The organism is Providencia sp. wls1916 (assembly GCF_009706585.1).
GTDB lineage: Bacteria > Pseudomonadota > Gammaproteobacteria > Enterobacterales > Enterobacteriaceae > Providencia > Providencia lanzhouensis.
This window is the reverse complement of sequence record NZ_WLUL01000006.1, coordinates 103,313-122,519: the sequence shown is the minus strand read 5'-3', so window position 1 is coordinate 122,519 and position 19,207 is coordinate 103,313. Positions and strand designations below refer to the sequence as shown.

Sequence of the window (19,207 nt, the reverse complement as noted above, 5' to 3'; positions counted from 1 at the left end):
AGCCCCCTTAATTGGGGGCTTTTTATTTATATGACTGCCATCAATAGCATTTAGTGTGTTTTATATTGAATCATATCTATAGAAGAAATCTCTGGGCCTCGCGTATTCATCTGTACATTATCATATTGTAAATAACTAAAATCTTTGTTTAATGTTATTTGGCTACAACTTTCAGCTAAAAAAGCCAGCTCTTCATTACATCGTGGCTTCTCTTCAAAATAGCTTAATAAATACATGGCACCACGATGGTCGGTAACCGCTTCTGCAAGTTCACTGATATTTAAAATGCCATCATTAAAATGAATCATTAAATGTCGGCTATTTGATGAATTATCTCCATAAATATTATGCAAAATTAGTGAAGTCTGATTAATGGAGTCCGTAAAAATTAAATCATTATTCAGTCGATTAACAAAAATTGCATTGTTCTTCGCATTGATTGGTATAGCAAGATAATCCATTTGCTTATCTTGTGATTGATTATCAATAACAATAGTCTCATGGTTTTGCCAATCTTCTATTTTCAAGTGATAAATATCTTTACCTTCCCCACCACTCAATATTAATGTCTTAACCGTATTTAACTGTCTTGGTGCAAGAACATCATCATTATTTGTTCCTTTAATAATAAAGGATGAGCCTAATGGTTCACTTTTTGATAATGGATGAAAAATAATTTGACGTTCTCGAGAAGATAACATTAACCCCCCATTTATTTTCTGAACATGTTCAAGAGAGACATCTGGATATAATTCAATATATTCTGGTAAATGTTCCGAAGGCTTTAAAGATTTATCATCATCAAACATAGTCGCTAGCAGCACACTAGAGATTGCCTTTTGTTGATATAATTTTTTGGCTTGTGTATCAAAAATAATTCCACTGTCATTATGTAAGTCAAAACCCAAAAACTGTAATGTATTTTCAGATGGTAAAGACTCACTAATAATCACTTTGCCTTTGAAATACCACGCTGATAAAGATTGTTTTCCATCTTTTACTTTTAAACCAAACAGTGTGATTGGATGAGGCTCATTAATAAAACCGCTTAAATTTTCCCAATTAAAGGATTCATTTTCAAACCAGTTTTTATTTATTGCAACAGTATCTGCACTACCATTAACATTAAGTTGTTTCACCACTCCGCTTTTTTGGATAACTAATAAATTACCATGCCAATCAAAAACTGTTTCTATTTCATTAAAGCTTAATCGCTTAGCGGTTGGATTCTTAAGATCAATATCCTTTTGCCCTAGCCCTTCTTGACGAAAAATTGTATCTGACTCTTTGCTATAAAAGAAAAAGACCTCGCCTCCATTATCATCAAATAGACTACCTACCAATGTGAGATCGGTTGGCGGTTTCCAGTTCCAAGTATCCGTGAGCGGATCAAATTTTTCAAAGCATGCCCCCACTATTTTTATTAATGTAGGCTCTGTATTTGCCACCCTAAATCGCTCTTCAACACCTAACAATATCCATTTGTTTGTAAAACCAGCATAAGTAGGATCTAATACATCCTTGAAAGGTTCACCATTTGCAAGCCTACGATTCATATAAGCTAATTCGTCAGGGTTAGTAGAAAACCAGTGCATTGTTTGAGATATGTTATCAATTTCCTTTTGATCATGATCATCTGGTCTGGCTAAATTAGGTTTTATTAATACGCCGTCACGAGTACGTAGCCAATAAACAGACTGGAAACCTAAATAGTTTGTATTTTTTATCATCACAGTTGGAGCGAGGTTTGGCGAAGGGGCTGTTATTAATGATGTTATTTGTGATGCATTTTTATCCTCCTTACTCGCTCTAATATAGTTATCATTAACTAAATAATCATGATTTAAAAAATATTTTTTCTGCTGTGGTGACATTACTGGATTTATTTTGGCTAATTTTTCCATTAAAATAAAGTCATTTGAAATATTCGCCAATTTCAATTTATTATCCACTAAATAATAAACGACATTCACTTCACTACGTCTATTTCTATTTTTTAACTCAACAATAATCACATTGTTTTTTATCGATATATTTTCAACGCTTGAGTTATTACCTAAAATATCAAAAAAATCAAATCTCCCATATAACTCGCCATTATTAGCGTTAGTTGACCAGATTATATTCTCAGCTTTAGAATAAAAATATGCCGTGTCATCAATAATCGTAATCAACATTGCAGATTGGTTTTCTTTATTAGATGAGTTGGTATGTAGCATGCGCTGGTTAGCGACATCATAAAATGCCCTGCCAACATTCATTCCGTTAACTTGATAATTATCGATAATGACATATTGTTTATGTAACTAATTTTTATTATCTAAATCATCAAGATAGGATTTAATGCTGCTTTTTTCCGAATCCCACAGCTTACCATTCAGACGAACGATATCTATAGTTTTATTATTAAAATCAACTTCTCTGATCTCATGCTGACTATTTATAATCTGAAATTTATTGGACTTAGCCGTACCATCAATATAAATAACTGTATTGCCAATTTTAATATCATTATCATTAATTTTAATTGGCAGATCTTTATTACCATCAATATAACTAGTATCAATAATCCACGTAGACTGGCCAGTCGTAAGAGGAGATTGTTTCAGTCTTAAAGAAGCGCCTTGATTTATTGTAATCTGATATTCCCCTCCGCCCCCTGTAATTGCATGCTCTATATAGCCATGCCAAGATTCTGGAAGCATAGGAACAATTAAATGTTTATTTTTAGAATCTAAAAAAACTGAAATAGGCGTGAAAACATACTCAGGTCTTAATTCTGATATAGCAGATTCTAGAGCACAATAAAAATAGTCAAAATAAAACTGATAATCCTCCTCTATTTTTCTAAGAACCGAAAAACCATAGTCGTTACGACTTGTAACACCCAAAAAAGAGGAATACTTGTAACTTAAATAGCATTCTGGTATTACAGGTAATACCAGAATATTCGATTGAAAGGGATTAAATTCCACCTCATTTTGCGAAACACCAACTGCTTCTCTAATATTGATCGCTTCATCTTTATTGATATCAGCTCGTGGACGTGATTGAAAATCGTGTAAAACACTATGTCCAAAAATCCATGTTCTTTTTTCACCTCGATAAATATAGTGACTACCTAGCGTAAAGCTCCCATCAAGAAAGTTAATTTCCTTAATAACAATGCCTTCTGTTGGAATTAATAATTTTTTCTCCTCATCATAACTGATAGCTGCATTCTGATAGTGATCTTTATATTGAGCAAAAATAATCCCAACTTCTAGCGTTTCTTGTGCATGACGCTCATTAATTTTGACTAATTCAGTGATACCAATTCCAAGACCCGTTAAAGGCACAGCTAATGGCATAGCGACACCAGCAGCAGTTTCAGCTCCCAATAGCGAAGCCCCATACCCCATAACGCTTGTCGCCAGCGCTGCAGAATCAAATGCCAACTGAGTCCCAATAATAGTTTTCTGAGGTTCATTTTCTGCATTTGCAAGTTCATAAATATCAAACCCGACCATTACCCCTTGAAAAACCGTACCAACCCCTTCATTTGCTGTTCGTAAAATTGATGATGAAAAGCTATTCATTTCTGTTTTTACAACCTCAGCCCCCTCTTTCCAAAGTGCCCCCGCTAAACGCACAACCCGTGATACATCATTTAGCGCCCCATGAGCCATCATTGTATAACTCACATATGCATGGATTTTCAAAGCACTTTCTAAGTTAGAAGGATTACCCGAAGCAACCGACTGACGATTGCGATTTGCTGACCATTCAATCAATGCCTTAATACCAATGGCTGAATTAAGCCCATCCACATGTTCAGTACCAGAAAGACACTCTTCATGTTGTAACTCTAAATCATTAAATGTGTAATGATCACTAAAATAACGCATTGATTCATAAGAATATTGTTTAAATTCAAAAAACGTTTTGTCATAGGTTTCAATCCAACGGGAAGATCCTTCGTTGTCTTTATGAACAAACTGAATTTGATACCGCCCATCCTCTAATTTATCCGTGCTAGCAAAAACAGGTAGCCAGTGTTCATCTAATTGATGCTCTTGCGTGATTTTATCAAGTGATGATTCTAAGCGGCCTCCCCATTGCTCCGCTTTTAAAATACTCAAAGACGATTTTATTTGCCTATCTTTTGCCAATAACCTTTGATTTTCAATAAAGTTTATTGTTTCTTGGCGCCTCGGAATAACCTCAGATAACTCAGAGGAAGACACTAAATCTTCGACTTTTAACCCTGAGCCAACATCTACGTTTGCCATTTGCTCTACATCAATCGATACGAGATCAAAAACAGGCACAGACTCTTCCATTAACACATCGTATTGATATACCATTTTTTCTTTGATCAAAAAGTTATTTAATGAATTAAATAATTTTTTAGGGTTATCAAAAACGTAAAGACCAAAATTTGGATCATAAAAATAGTAATGAGTTTTACCATTATAATTTTTTTTCCCTATTAGCATTGAATGGCTTCGGGTATTTAAGGCATACATCTGAGTCCCATTAGATTCAATGAATAGTTTTTTTATCTCCTTTAAATTAAGTAGACCAATTGAAGAGGAAGCTCCTACAGCTTGCGTATTAAAATGTAAGTTTTGCAGTGATGATCTCAATAAAACTGAGTTTCTATCTTCCGGTGATGCCGCTGCAGTAAATAGCTTATTGAAAAGTTCATCAGAACCATAAGTACCATCATGTAGCGCTAATGCAACAGACATGGATCTAACGAGAGGATAGCAGCGCCCTCCTTCATCATCCCCCATTAATTGTAAATAGAAATCTTGAGGAGCAAGGCGCTGATAAATGCTTCCTCCATCCTGAAATAGGGTATTTGTTTTTAATGTGAAATTTAAAACATTTTCTATGTATTCAGACTCTTCCTTTATTTTAATATATTGAGATAGAGCACCACGCTCATTAGCATTTAACCCACTCTTAATATAAAGCTCTCGCATTTCTGATGAAGACATTTTATCATCGAAACCGCGGATACTTTCTTTTTCATATTGTTGAATCCCATTATTAAAATCACTATTATTTTTCCATATATCATTACTTAATAGGACATTATATTTTTTTCTATCTCTGGTATTTTCAGATTGAACACCTGATTTAATAGTCGCTTGATTTACGTTAATCACAGTATCTTCACCATGATTGTTTTTTATTTGCAACCATAGCCAACTACGTTCTACAGATAAACTTTCAGATAGAATAGAGTTATACTTTTGCTTATAATATTCTTTCAACCTCTGATTAAATTCAATGATTTTATTTAATTCATCTATTCTAACTTTATCTTCATGTGTGATTTCTTTTTGATTTAACTCGATTCTTTTATTTTGTAAGCTACTAAGTTCCTTTTTTGCATCCTCTATTTTTACATCTATTTTTTCTCTCTCAATATTGAGATGTTTTTTTATTTCATTTCGAAGATTTACCCAAGGAAGAATCGCAGGATGTTGTGATGAAAAGTCACCGCCCTCATAAACACCATCTTCAATATGCCCCGTATCAATATTAAAATCTCGAGCAAGATTCACTAATTCTTGGTGAGTATCACTACGGTATCGATTAAATTTCTCTAGATTTGATTGAGATAATTCTTCATCTGGATATAACTGACTTATTGTTTCACCTTGTGTTCGTCGTTGTGGTGTGGGAATGCCATTAATAACCTCATATTGCTGACGCTGTAAAATTAACTCCCATTGACCTTCATTAAACCGCATATAAACCATTGCCAAACCTTCATCTGTCCCGGCAACTTGGTAATCAATAAAATCAAATGCCATGACCACATTGTCATATAATATCGAACTATTAACTCTTCCATCATGGTACACACGATACGTCGTATCATTATGTTTTGTAACGATAACTGAGCATCCCGTTAAAGACCCAGTAAAGAGAAAGCTTTCTTCCGCTGCCTGTATAGGTATATCAACATAAGCTGGTTTTGTACTTGATTGATTAGCGCCGTTATACCCTAAAAAGTAAGCATTAACGATTAGCTCTGGGCTAAGATTTGAAGCGCTGGAGATGGGTTCAATGGTGTAAGTATTTGGTGATTTCTGAGTCAATTTCACAAAACCTTGTGAGGGGAGTTTCCCCGCTCTTGTCATGCTATCAGCACTAATTGTATTGGTATTAGAGAACGATATCGCATTCTCCTTAAATAGCTTAATATCTTGACTTGCAGAAGTTTCTTGAGCTGATCTATTCCACCAAAAAGGTGATCGTAACGCCAAATCACGTAATGCCTGAGATATGATTCTAGGGTTAATGTTATTTTTTTTAGAATAAAAAGCAGATGAACAATGAAAATCAATTTTCATTTCTATAACTCCAATTATTTAATAAAAAAATGTAATAATTAAAAAATTATTCTAATTTTAATTATTGCACAATAGTTTTAAATAAATAACAAAATCCATCTGTGAAATTAAATTTAAGATCAAATATAAAACCATACCAATTCATTTTCATTAAAAATAGAGGTATTAAATAGCATTGGTGTTTTTAATAGCTCTCTCTTATTTTTTGATAACGTCAGAATAGAAAATTAGCGTTATAGTCATCTGCGTTAAGGACATTTAATAGCAAGGAACTTATAACAGATGATTCACACAATAATGCTAACGAACCCCTTTCTGCTCAGTTGGAACATTCTTTCAACAATAGTCATTGAGCATAATTTTTTCTTGAGTAATGAGAATCATGGTCAGCGGAGTTTGACCATTCAAATCGCCAAGATGATGTGGGCGAAAATACCCAAAATGGAGAACCACTTTCCAAAACAACGAGTCATAAAGCTAGTTAATTCAAGTTCATCTAGCCAATCTTCATTATCCTCATCTTTTCAATTAGCAAAACCTGTCTTGTTTGCTAATCGCTTCAGTCATCAAAACACCCCTTTTATCACTTCTTCGAAACAACACAACTTCAATCCATCAAACACTCTATTCACTCCCCTTCATGACGGTATTTTGAGTGCAGCTCGTTATATGAAAATCGAGACTTTTCATCAACAAGCACACCATCTTGTGACAGACAAGGACGTCACGATTTTCGGTAATATCCGCCCTCTTGAAAGCCATCAAACATTATGCAAAGCATGTCTTCTTTGCCCGCAAAATATAATTGATATTAAAGGATTCACTCAAACTAGAAATTCCTTACTACGTGGAAATAGTGAGATTTCAATATTCAGAACAGGAGACTTTCAGCTAGGGAAGAATCAATAGATGCATGTCATATCAACAGCATCAGAAAATAAAAACGGCCTCATTCTCTGAGGCCGTACTATTATTACGTTGCTATTTACGGTATTGCGCTTTATTAACAACGTCTATTTTGTTGAATTTTCCGGGGGCTATTACAGCCAGAAGAACCAAGCAAATAAAGAGATGACAATGATACATGCCACGTTCAATACAGCACCTACACGTACCATTTCAATTTGTCGAATATAACCCGAACCAAATACAATCGCATTCGGTGGTGTCGCGACAGGTAACATAAAGGCACAAGATGCACCGATACCGATAATCATGGTTAACGCCATAACAGGCATACCTAATGCTTCCGCAACCGTTGCAAAGATTGGAACCAACAGCGCCGCACTGGCTGTATTACTGGTAAATTCCGTCAGGATGATAATAAAAGTCGTCACCGCAAGAATGATTACAAACCAATGACTTTCACCAAATGTCATTTGCATCCAATCTGCCATGATTTTACTTGCACCAGATGAGCTTAAAATCGCGCTCAGTGTCAAGCCACCACCAAACAGCATCAATACGCCCCACTCGGTATTTTTCTGGATTTGTGACCAACTCGCCACCCCCGTAATACCGATTAATACTGCCGCGCTCAATGCAATGATGGTATCTAAATCTTTCACACCACCAAGAGCATCACTAATAAATGTACTAGTGATCCAGCAAACAACTGCCAATAAGAAGATACTCATCGCAGTAATACGCTTGCCATTCCATTCAACTTTTTCTAATTCAATTTCAAAACGGTGTTTTAAGTTTGGACGCAGCATCATATACATCAAAACAAACATCATTGGCAGTAAAACTACCATGATTGGAATACCGTATTTCATCCATGATAGGAAATCTAAGCCAAGAGCAGAAGCTGCAATTGCGTTCGGTGGGCTACCTACGATGGTTCCTAAGCCACCAATACTGGCACTATAAGCCACACCCAATAATACGAATACAAACGTATTGCGCTCATGGCGAACATCAAGGTTAGAAAGAATACCTAAAACCAGTGGTAACATCATTGCGGCAGTTGCCGTATTACTGATCCACATCGATAACCCTGCGGTCACCCCGAACAGCAAAATCACTGCAACAGATAAGCGTCCACGTGCTGCCATCAGCAGGCGGTTAGCAATCAGGCGGTCAAGACCTTGAATATGCAATGCAGTTGCTAGTGCAAATCCACCAAAGAATAAGAAGATAATTGGGTTTGCGAATGCTTTTAAAGCATCCCCTGTTCCCATTAATCCGAGACCTACTGCCAATAATGGGATACAAAGTGCGGTAATGGTCACGTGAATAGCCTCTGTCAGCCAAAGCACACCGACAAAAACCATTAAGGCCAGCCCAGCGTTTGCTTTGTCATCAAAAGGCAAATATTTCAACAGTAAAATCAGTAATACAACATCAACAGCTAAAATTATCCAACCACGCTTATTAGAAGGGGTTGGAGGAACTGCTGGTGTCAAAGATTCAGAAGCATCCATGTTTACTCCATAGCTCGGAAGCAATTTAAGTTTTCAAGTAATTTTTGTTAATCATTTTTTACAGGAGGTAAAATATAGAGTTAATTTAATGAGATGGAAATGTAGATAACCTAAAACTGCGATCTGAGCCGCGCAATTTATTTGCTTTATAGCTAAAATCTTAAAAATCTCGCTAGCGATTCACAAAAATCGCAATTTAATTACCGAAAACAAGGTATAAGCAAGCATAACTCACTACTTTCCCTTCTATAAATTATTCCCTTTAAAAATATATAACAATTTGATAGTTCAGATAAATCGTCCTATATTCATTTTGTGAACTGTAAGCCAGCTAATTGTGTAACTTAGACTGGCTTACATTTTTCTTTGTTATCTTAGGAAGGGGAATTTAACAGGCTATAATATAGTCTCTTTTGAGGCAGTTGCTCAGTCTGCATTCCTGATACCCCTAAAGATTCTTTTTGTTCAAGACTGGATGTGTACCCTGACAATAGTGATATATCCACGTCACTCTCTATATCACTGTAGTTTGGTATGCTAATGTTTGTTTCTACCAAGTCGTCAGTCATTATGAGCAGATGCTGACTCATAAATTCCTCAAGAGGAATACTATTTGGCTGGTTAATAAAACGTAATTGCAAATGTTGATGAGACGCTTTCTGATCCCCAAAAACCTGACGTAAAACCAGTACAGTATTTTGGCTAACATCCGTAATCAATAAATCATCCCCATGTTGATTCACGAGTAGCTCATCTATGTTTTCAATGGGTAATATCAATGTATCCAACTTTAAGTCATGTGAATTATTATCAATGATAATTCCATGATAGTGCTGCCAAACTTCTTGTGAAATCCAGTAAGTGTCCTCACCCTCACCTGCGCTTAATACGATATTTTTGACATTCTTAATGGTCGATGGAGACAATACATCATTCTCTCTTCCACCACGTATGACTAGCGAAGAGCCTATATGCATTCCATTATTTTCTAGTATATCGATATAGATAATCTCACCGCTCACCGCTGAAAGTAATAGCCCGTGACCAATCTGTTTAATATTTGAAAATTGCAAATTGGGATAAATATCCTCAGCAGAAGGTAGATCCTCATGCTTTAAAAGTGTTGAGCCTTGCGCAAACGCCAACCGTAATTGGCGTTCACTCACCACAGGCTGCCTATACAATTTTTTTGTCGTAGAATCGAAAAGTAAAGCACTTGATTTCTGTTCATCAAAACCCCAAAATTTAATCTCATTTTTCAGTGATAATTCGTGTGCTATCACAATTTCACCATTAACAAACCAACCGGGAAAGGAGTCTTGACCTGTCGAATCCTGTAATCCAATTAACATAATAGGCTGACAGCAGTAGTAATCACCTAATGCTTTCCACCATTCCGCTCGTTGATTAAACCAAGTTTCATTGATTGCAACCACATGGAATTTCCCTTCTGCATCAATTCGGCTGACAATTCCATCCGCATCAGACATAAAAATTTTCCCCTGTAAGAACACCACATTTTGTAAACTAAAAGGGGTATTTAAGAACCATGCGGTCGGTTTAATCACATTAAGTACATCTTGTCCTGGCCCTTCTTGGCGATAAACTTCCTTATTCTTCTTGCTATAAAAATAGAAAATCTCAGTACCTTGTTTATCGAACAAACTACCAACTAATGTGAGGTCAGATGGAATAGGCCAATGACTTTGGTGTAATCGAATATTTGTCGGTGTTTCTCCATAGCCTAAAGAAGGGGATAAATTAGGTTTGATAAGTAAACCATCCGTTTTTCTCAACCAATAGCGGTGCAATACTTGATTACCATCGACGCCTGAGATAGTAACTGTTTGACCTAAAATCGCATCCATATGTTGTACTTGTTGACCATGTAATTTATAGGTACTGCTAAGCATATAACTCTGTAGAAATGAGTGAGGGGATTGTGATGAAGATTGAGTCGGCGTTTCTGCAAGACGCATTAATAATCTTGAATCTGCATTTAAACCCAATAATTCGACTTGATTTTCCTTAAGCTGAAAATTGGCAACTTCATAAGTATCAGAATAACGGCACGAAAAATAAATATGTCCATCACCTTTCCATAATTGTAGTATTTCAAAATTCCGATTATTTTTATTTTCTAATTGGTATTCAGCATTAATCACACCTGTAGCAATATCAACTTCCCATATCTTTTTCTGTTCCGGCAAGTAAAAATAAGCGTTTTGACCAACAGTTGTGCTAAAAACTGCATTTTGTTTATTTTCATTCGTACTACTAATAAAAATATAGCGCTGAGAACTGACTTCATAGAACGCCCGCCCAACATTTTCATTATTATATTGATGATTTTCTATCACAACATATTGCCCATGATTTTGATTCTGTTCAGCGTAATGTTGTAAATGTTGAGTTAAACCTTGTGGCCCCTCTTTCCATTTTTTTTCATCTTCACTAAGGATACTCATTTGTTGTGATGAGAAAGTAACTTTTTGTATTTCATTATTTTTATCAATAAATAGTATCATTCCTTGAATACTACTGGAATCGACATCAATAATGATTCCATCTACTATCAACTGACCATTTTTTATCTCAACATAATTACTTCCTAACTGACTAATATCAATAATCCACTTAGAATGTTGATTATTAGATGAATCATCAGTTAGCTTAATTTTGACACCTTTATTCAACGTTAATTTATATGTACCGCCATAGCCTTGTATATGATACTCAATCTTTCCATACCATTCCGATGCTAATTGAGGTATAACTAAATTACGGTCCTTTTTATCAAGAACAATATTTATAGATGTATCTACATATTCATGAAAAATTTGGGTAATCGTATTTTCACTTGGGAATATGTAAAAGTCATAATCAAAGTTATCTTTTTTCTCTAAACGCCTAATAACATTAAAGCCACTATCATTACGCGATGTACAACCGGGCCATAAGTTATAACTGTATTTTATATAAGACTTAGGTATAACTGGAAGGATTATTGTGTCCACATGTTGAAAATCAATATCACGCTCTTTGTTTTCATAACCAATTCCTTGACGAATATTTATGGCTTTAGATTTATCCAATAGCATCGAGGGAAAATTACCAGCCCAAAAGATATAATTTTTCCGTCCACCTCCTGCTGAATTCGGTTTTGTACGATATATATACTGACTATCAAATTCAATTTTACTATCTCTAAGAGAGATAGTACTAAATACCGCACCAAATTTTGGAATGAGCATATTTTTATCTGAAATATAATCAAAACCATTACCTTTATAAGCTTCATCTAGTGTGTAAAAATAGCGTCCAACTGCCTTTGCATCCTCACCAATGATTGCAAAATTACGTGCTAATCCAACAAATCCGATACCTAACCCTGCCACAAGAACACTAGCGCTCCCTAAAGCACTTGCGGCCCCTGTACATCCAGCAATACCTAATCCTATTCCTCCAGAGCCTGCTGCAAAACTAGCAGAGTCAAAAGCAAGTTGAGTGCCAAATATAATACGTTCAGGATCATTTTCCGCATTTGATAATTCATAAGCATCAAAACCAACTAAGGCCCCACTAAAAATAACTGTCATTCCTTCATTCGCTGTTTTTGTCATTGATGAAAAGAAAAAATTCATTCCTTTCCCTGCTATTTCATTTTCTTGAGCTAGCTCTAATTTAACAATATCATTGATTTTTACTATGTCATTCATTGCACCATGTGCCATCATTGAGTAATTAACATAGCTATGAATTTTTAATGCTAAATATAAATTTGATGATATTTTTCCTTTTGATACATTATTATGATTCTTTTCTTCTGCCCATTGAATTATTGATTGGATTGCAATACCTGCATTTAATCCATCAAATGATGAAGAACTTGCTTCACCAAACTTTTCACGTAGATGGTTTTCTTCAAATGTATAATATTGTCTGAAGATTCCCATTTGTTCTAAGGAATGGCGCTGAAATCGCATAAAAACACTATCTTTAGTTTCAACCCAACAAGTTAACTTTGAGTCCTTAATATTAACGAACTGAATTTTGTAATTTTCATTACCCAATGACTCTACTGACGAAAATAATGGTATCCAGTTTTCATCCAATTTATTTTCTGTTGTTAATATTGTTAGAGATTGATCGATATTTTCAGCCCATTGCTCCGCATCTAAAATCACTAAAGATGTTTTCAATTGAGTGTCATGGATAATTTCATTTTGTTGATGGAATAAATCCTCGATTTCCTTTTCTCTTAATGACTTTATTGATAATTCTTCAGATGAAACTAAGTCATTTACAGTCAAATGATTACCGATAGGAACATCTTTCATACGACCGACATCAATAAAGACTAACTCAAATGCAGGATTATTATTACGCTCAAAAGCGCTATAATAACTTGCCATTTTCTTATCAATAAAAAAAATCTTTAAGGCTGCAAATAATCGTTTACTATTTTTGAAGGAAAATAAACCAAAATTAGGATCGTAAAAATAATATGTACTTTTCCCATTTTCTACAACCTTCCCAACTAGCATCGAATGGCTTTTACTGTTCATTGCAAACATTTTTGTTTCTTCATTGATATCTAGTAATGTCTGTATTTTCTTCAATTCCATCACGCCATGAGAAAAGGAGGATTCAACCGCACTAACATTGGAATGAAGATTTTTGAGTGACGATTGTAATAATAGCGCATCCTTACTTTCAGGCGCTGCCGCTGCCATATATAGCTTATCAATAAATCTATCAGCACCTGTATGTCCATTAAGAGCTAATGCTACAGACATCGTTCTCACTAAAGGGTAACAGCGACCACCTGAATCACTTCTTATTAATGATAAATAAAAATCTTGTGGTATTAACCGATTTGTTTTACTGCCTAAAGAAGAAAATAACTCACTAATCTTCCCTGTTTGATTTAAAACCTTTGAAATATATTCAGAATAACTTACATCTTGAATTTGGCGATATAGTGCACCTCTTTCTTTTGCTGTATATTCTCCAGTAACATACAATTTCTTTAATTTATTTGAATTCATTGATACATCAAAACCAGGAATGTTAATCTCTTTATAATCTTCAATACCTAGGTTAAATTCATTTTTAAATCGTAGGTTTCGAGTTAACTTATGTGAATAAATTAAATTTTCATAGCGTTCATTAATAGTAAGGTGGTATTCGGAGCTGGCATTTACTTCTATATTTTCATCATGATCAATTGTTTGAATAACAGCATCTGTCCCATGTTTTTCTTTAGTACTGATCCATATCCAACTCCGTTCCACCTCTCGTAAAGCATAAAGTAAATTCCCGTATTTTCTTTTATTCAATGAAACAATCGTTTTATTCGTTTTAATAAGGCTTTCTAGATACTGTCTTTTATTGCTATCGGTTGTATTGAAAGTTCAAATTCTAAGAATTTACATTTTTCATTTAGCTTATTATTTTGGATATCTAATTTTAATTTTATACACTCACCTATATCCAACCAAGTGTTTACTGATGCACTTTGCTCTAATGGCTCTTGCAACATATCTTCACTTTCAGGTATATCACTAAATATAATATTTAGATTACTAGCCAAATCTTTCAGTTCTTGATGTATCTTATTTCTATAAATATAAAAATCATGCATTCTTTGCTTTCTTGAGTAATCTCCAGGCTTTTGCCTTATAACCATATTACTTTCTGGATTTAATGAACTATCGTTTCTTTGCGGCTGAAAAATAAGGCTCCACTCTCCATCATTATAATGCATAAATACGCTAGCTTTAGTAATATTATGTTCTTTAATATTGTAATCTCGCTCATCAATAGCCATCACGACATTATCATATAATAAAGATGCATCACTTCGATTATCCCTATATACTCGATATGTTTCACTATTCAATTCTGTAACAATAATAGAACCACCACGCAATTGCCCTGTAAATAAAAATTGTATTTCCGAATTTTTTTTAGGGATATCAATATATTCAACTTGTTGACTATCTTTACTTCTCATTTTTGATTCTAAAAAATAGCAATCAATAGAATTAAAGTCATCATTTCTATAACTATCATCTACATACTCAATAAAATAACCGTGACCAATCTTTTTATTAAAAATAACTTTGCCTTCCGATGGTAACTGTAAAATTGTATTCAATTCTTTCGCATTCAATATATACTGCTGAGAAAAATTTATAGGATCCTGTTTAAAAATATTAATATCTTTACTGGGTAATACCTCTACCCCATGATTGCTGCCAGCTAAACTAATATCATGACTAGCCTCGCGAACGGATTGAGAGATCAATGCTGGATTTTCAACTGAATAACCATAGATACTTAGCTGATGGTCAAGACACTCCTCTACAGGCGTCCCTGTTAATAATGACTCGGACACAGCTTTAGCCATTATCTCTGCTCTTACTTCTCCATGGCTGCTCGATTGATTTTTCAAGGTTTCAGAATAAGAGATTCCCTTATCAATACGGTGCATCCCTATAGGTACATGTTCAACAAATGCATCTTCAGGTAATAGTTCCTTTAATTCATTCGCAATCTCAATTGCATCTTGTAAATTTGCATTGGGAAAATAAATAACAGCTTGATCTGTTAAGTTACCTAATTTTTTAGGTCCCATAATCTTTGACTGCATAATTTTATTATGAGGATCTCGTTCATACAAATAGACTAGTGCTTCAGCTAATGAAAAGTAATGCTCTTTTTTCACATTAATTGTTAATCGTGACATTAACATCGAATTATTTTTATATCGCCCATTGAAGTCCTTGGGTAAAAGACGATAAGCATCACCATCTAAGAGATCACTATCCGATAAGTGACTAAAATAGTCTTCATTTTTTCCTTGAATTCTAATTTCAATATTTGAATTATTTTCAGCTAATAATTTAAACTTATCCAAATATTCTTTTTGCTCTTCACTAGTTAAGCTGCTTGCATCTATAGGCTTATTTGAACTGTATTTTTTATATATAAAATTTGAAAGATTTGATTCTATTATTTTTAGTTTTTTAACTGAAGATGAACTCCAAGATCCATTATTTTTATATTCTGTCTTTATCTCCATCACTAATTTCTTAATAGCCGTATTACTATTGGCATATTGATAAAGATGTTTTGTTTCAGTTAACAATGAATTACGACTATTTGTCGGCATAATTATATCCCTATTTAGTATTCATATTAGTTAATACAACAATCCTATTAGATTGTTATCCTATTACTAACACAAACTTTCAAAATGACTAAATAGAGTTAATCTGTATTATTTATAGATTTTAAATACTTTCAAAAGCATTTTTTTTAAATAAAAAAAGGGACGATTTCTCGTCCCTTTTCTCAATTTAATCTAAGCGAATATAAATTACGCTTGACCTTTAACTTCTTTCAGGCCGTTGAATGGTGCGCTGTTACCCAGAGCTTCTTCGATACGGATCAGTTGGTTATACTTAGCAACACGGTCAGAACGGCTCATAGAACCGGTTTTGATTTGACCTGCAGCAGTACCAACCGCTAAATCAGCAATAGTTGCGTCTTCAGTTTCACCTGAACGGTGAGAGATAACGGCAGTATAGCCAGCATCTTTCGCCATTTTAATCGCAGCTAATGTTTCAGTCAGAGAACCAATTTGGTTGAATTTGATCAGGATTGAGTTAGCGATGCCTTTCTCGATACCTTCTTTTAAGATCTTAGTGTTAGTTACGAATAAATCGTCACCAACTAATTGGATTTTGTCACCAAGAACTTTAGTTTGGTATGCGAAACCATCCCAGTCAGATTCGTTTAAACCATCTTCGATAGAAACGATTGGGTATTGTTTAGTCAGTTCTTCTAAGTAATGAGTGAACTCTTGTGAAGTGAAGGTTTTACCTTCGCCTTTCAGTTCATAGTTGCCAGTTTCTTTGTTGTAGAACTCAGAAGCTGCGCAGTCCATCGCCAGAGTCACATCTTTACCCAGAACATAACCCGCTTGCTCAACCGCTTCTTTAATAGCAGCCAGTGCAGCAGCGTTAGATTCTAAGTTAGGTGCATAACCACCTTCATCACCAACAGCCGTATTCATACCTTTAGATTCCAGTACTTTTGCTAAGTGATGGAAAATTTCAGAACCCATACGTACCGCTTCTTTCAGAGTCGGTGCGCCAACAGGTTGGATCATGAATTCTTGGATATCAACGTTGTTATCTGCGTGCTCACCACCATTGATGATGTTCATCATTGGCAGAGGCATAGAGTATTGACCGTGAGTACCATTCAGATCAGAAATATGCTCATACAGAGGCATACCTTTTGCCGCAGCTGCTGCTTTTGCGTTTGCTAAAGAAACTGCCAGAATTGCGTTTGCACCGAATTTAGATTTGTTTTCAGTACCATCTAAGTCAATCATGATTTTATCGATATTTGCTTGATCTTTAGCATCTTTACCGATAACTGCTTGAGCGATTGGACCGTTAACAGCGGCAACAGCTTTCAGAACACCTTTACCCAGAAAACGTGATTTATCACCATCACGCAGTTCCAGTGCTTCACGAGAACCTGTAGATGCGCCTGATGGAGCCGCAGCTAAACCAACAAAACCACCTTCTAAATGTACTTCAGCTTCAACAGTTGGGTTACCACGAGAATCAATGATTTCACGACCGATCACTTTAACAATTTTGGACATTAGGTTTTCCTCAGTACAAGTTAAATTTCGGGAAGTTGGCGAAAATTGCCGACTTCCCCGTATCTTATTTCAACTCACCTTTCTGGTACTTACCAGCGGCTTTAACAAAACCTGCAAACAACGGATGACCATCTCTTGGGGTCGAAGTGAATTCAGGGTGGAACTGGCAAGCCACAAACCATGGGTGGTTTGGATTTTCAATGATTTCAACCAGTTTATTATCCACGGAACGACCTGCAATGTTCAGACCCGCATCTTCGATACGTTTCAACAGCAGATTATTCACTTCGTAACGGTGACGGTGACGTTCAACAATTGTTTCTGCGCCATACATACCGCGCACTAAACTGCCATCGGTTAAATGACATTGCTGACCACCAACACGCATTGTACCGCCAAGGTCGCTCTCTTCAGAACGCACTTCAACGTTGCCATCTTCATCACGCCATTCAGTAATCAGCGCAACAACTGGGAATTTGCAATCTGCATCAAACTCAGTGGAGTTCGCGTCTTTCATATTCGCAACATTACGTGCAAATTCAATGAGAGCGACTTGCATTCCCAGACAAATACCTAAATAAGGAATTTTATTCTCACGGGCATATTGTGCCGTCAGAATTTTGCCTTCAATACCACGAGAACCAAAACCGCCAGGAACTAAAATCGCATCCAGACCTTTGAGTAACTCAACGCCACGGGTTTCGATATCTTGAGAATCAATCAGCTTAATATTCACTGTTAAGCGATTTTTCAGACCCGCATGTTTCAGTGCTTCGATAACTGATTTGTATGCATCTGGTAATTCTACATATTTACCCACCATACCAATGGTAACTTCACCTGCTGGATTGGCTTCTTCGTAAATAACTTGTTCCCACTCAGATAAATCAGCTTCTTTGCAGTCAAGACGGAAGCGATTACAGATGTATTCATCTAAACCTTGCGCCTTCAGCATGCCAGGGATTTTATAGATTGAATCTGCGTCTTTCAGAGAGATAACCGCTTTTTCTGGAACATTACAGAATAGGGCAATCTTCGCGCGCTCATTCGCAGGAATGACGCGATCTGAACGACAGATCAGCACATCTGGCTGAATACCAATTGACAGTAACTCTTTCACAGAGTGCTGTGTTGGTTTTGTTTTCACTTCGCCCGCAGCCGCTAAGTATGGCACTAAGGTTAAGTGCATATACAGTGTGCGCTCACGGCCCACTTCCGCAGCCATTTGACGAATAGCTTCTAGGAATGGTAGAGACTCGATATCACCGACTGTACCGCCGATTTCGACTAATACGACGTCATGACCTTCACCACCACGGATGATGCGATCTTTGATTTCATTAGTGATATGAGGAATAACTTGGATGGTCGCGCCTAAGTAGTCGCCACGACGCTCTTTGCGCAGGACTTCAGAATAAACACGTCCAGTCGTAAAGTTGTTGCGACGTGTCATTTTGGTACGAATAAAACGCTCATAATGACCTAAATCCAAGTCAGTTTCAGCGCCGTCTTCTGTAACGAAAACTTCCCCGTGTTGGGTTGGGCTCATTGTGCCTGGATCTACGTTAATGTAGGGATCCAGTTTCATAATGGTCACATTGAGTCCACGGGCTTCGAGTATAGCCGCCAAGGAGGCTGCGGCAATGCCTTTACCCAGAGAGGATACGACCCCGCCGGTCACAAAAATATAATTAGTTTTCATGCTGAACCTGAACGTTTAGGTTTAAAAGATGATGGAT

General features: G+C 35.8%; 6 protein-coding genes and 1 pseudogene. 1 reads left to right on the top strand and 6 read right to left on the bottom strand.

The window, feature by feature from the left end; genetic code table 11:
- Positions 1–50: 50 nt before the first annotated feature.
- Positions 51–4,970 (bottom strand): annotated as a pseudogene (locus GKR61_RS02645) (TcdA/TcdB pore-forming domain-containing protein).
- Positions 4,971–6,635: 1,665 nt separating this feature from the next.
- Between GKR61_RS02645 and GKR61_RS02640 the strand changes: the two are divergent.
- Positions 6,636–7,262, top strand: a complete 627-nt coding sequence (locus GKR61_RS02640) for a hypothetical protein (protein ID WP_036952573.1) — start codon at positions 6,636–6,638, stop codon at positions 7,260–7,262.
- A 131-nt stretch (positions 7,263–7,393) separates the two neighbouring features.
- Here the strand turns inward: GKR61_RS02640 and GKR61_RS02635 are convergent, their stop codons facing one another.
- The 5 genes from GKR61_RS02635 to pyrG form a co-directional block, all read right to left on the bottom strand.
- A complete protein-coding gene (locus GKR61_RS02635) occupies positions 7,394–8,779 on the bottom strand; it encodes an SLC13 family permease (RefSeq protein ID WP_036952575.1) in 1,386 nt (461 codons plus the stop codon).
- 374 nt (positions 8,780–9,153) lie between these two features.
- On the bottom strand, positions 9,154–14,121 hold the full coding sequence (locus GKR61_RS02630; protein ID WP_230083108.1) for a TcdA/TcdB pore-forming domain-containing protein: 4,968 nt from the start codon (positions 14,119–14,121) through the stop codon (positions 9,154–9,156).
- A 35-nt stretch (positions 14,122–14,156) separates the two neighbouring features.
- Entirely contained in the window at positions 14,157–15,959 is a 1,803-nt protein-coding gene (locus GKR61_RS17650) for a T3SS effector HopA1 family protein (RefSeq protein ID WP_230083107.1), read from the bottom strand.
- A 207-nt stretch (positions 15,960–16,166) separates the two neighbouring features.
- Positions 16,167–17,468 (bottom strand): phosphopyruvate hydratase, encoded by a 1,302-nt coding sequence (gene eno, locus GKR61_RS02625; protein WP_154639528.1) that lies wholly within the window; start codon positions 17,466–17,468, stop codon positions 16,167–16,169.
- Between the two features lie 64 nt (positions 17,469–17,532).
- Positions 17,533–19,170 (bottom strand): glutamine hydrolyzing CTP synthase, encoded by a 1,638-nt coding sequence (gene pyrG, locus GKR61_RS02620; RefSeq protein WP_036952584.1) that lies wholly within the window; start codon positions 19,168–19,170, stop codon positions 17,533–17,535.
- Positions 19,171–19,207 lie beyond the last annotated feature (37 nt).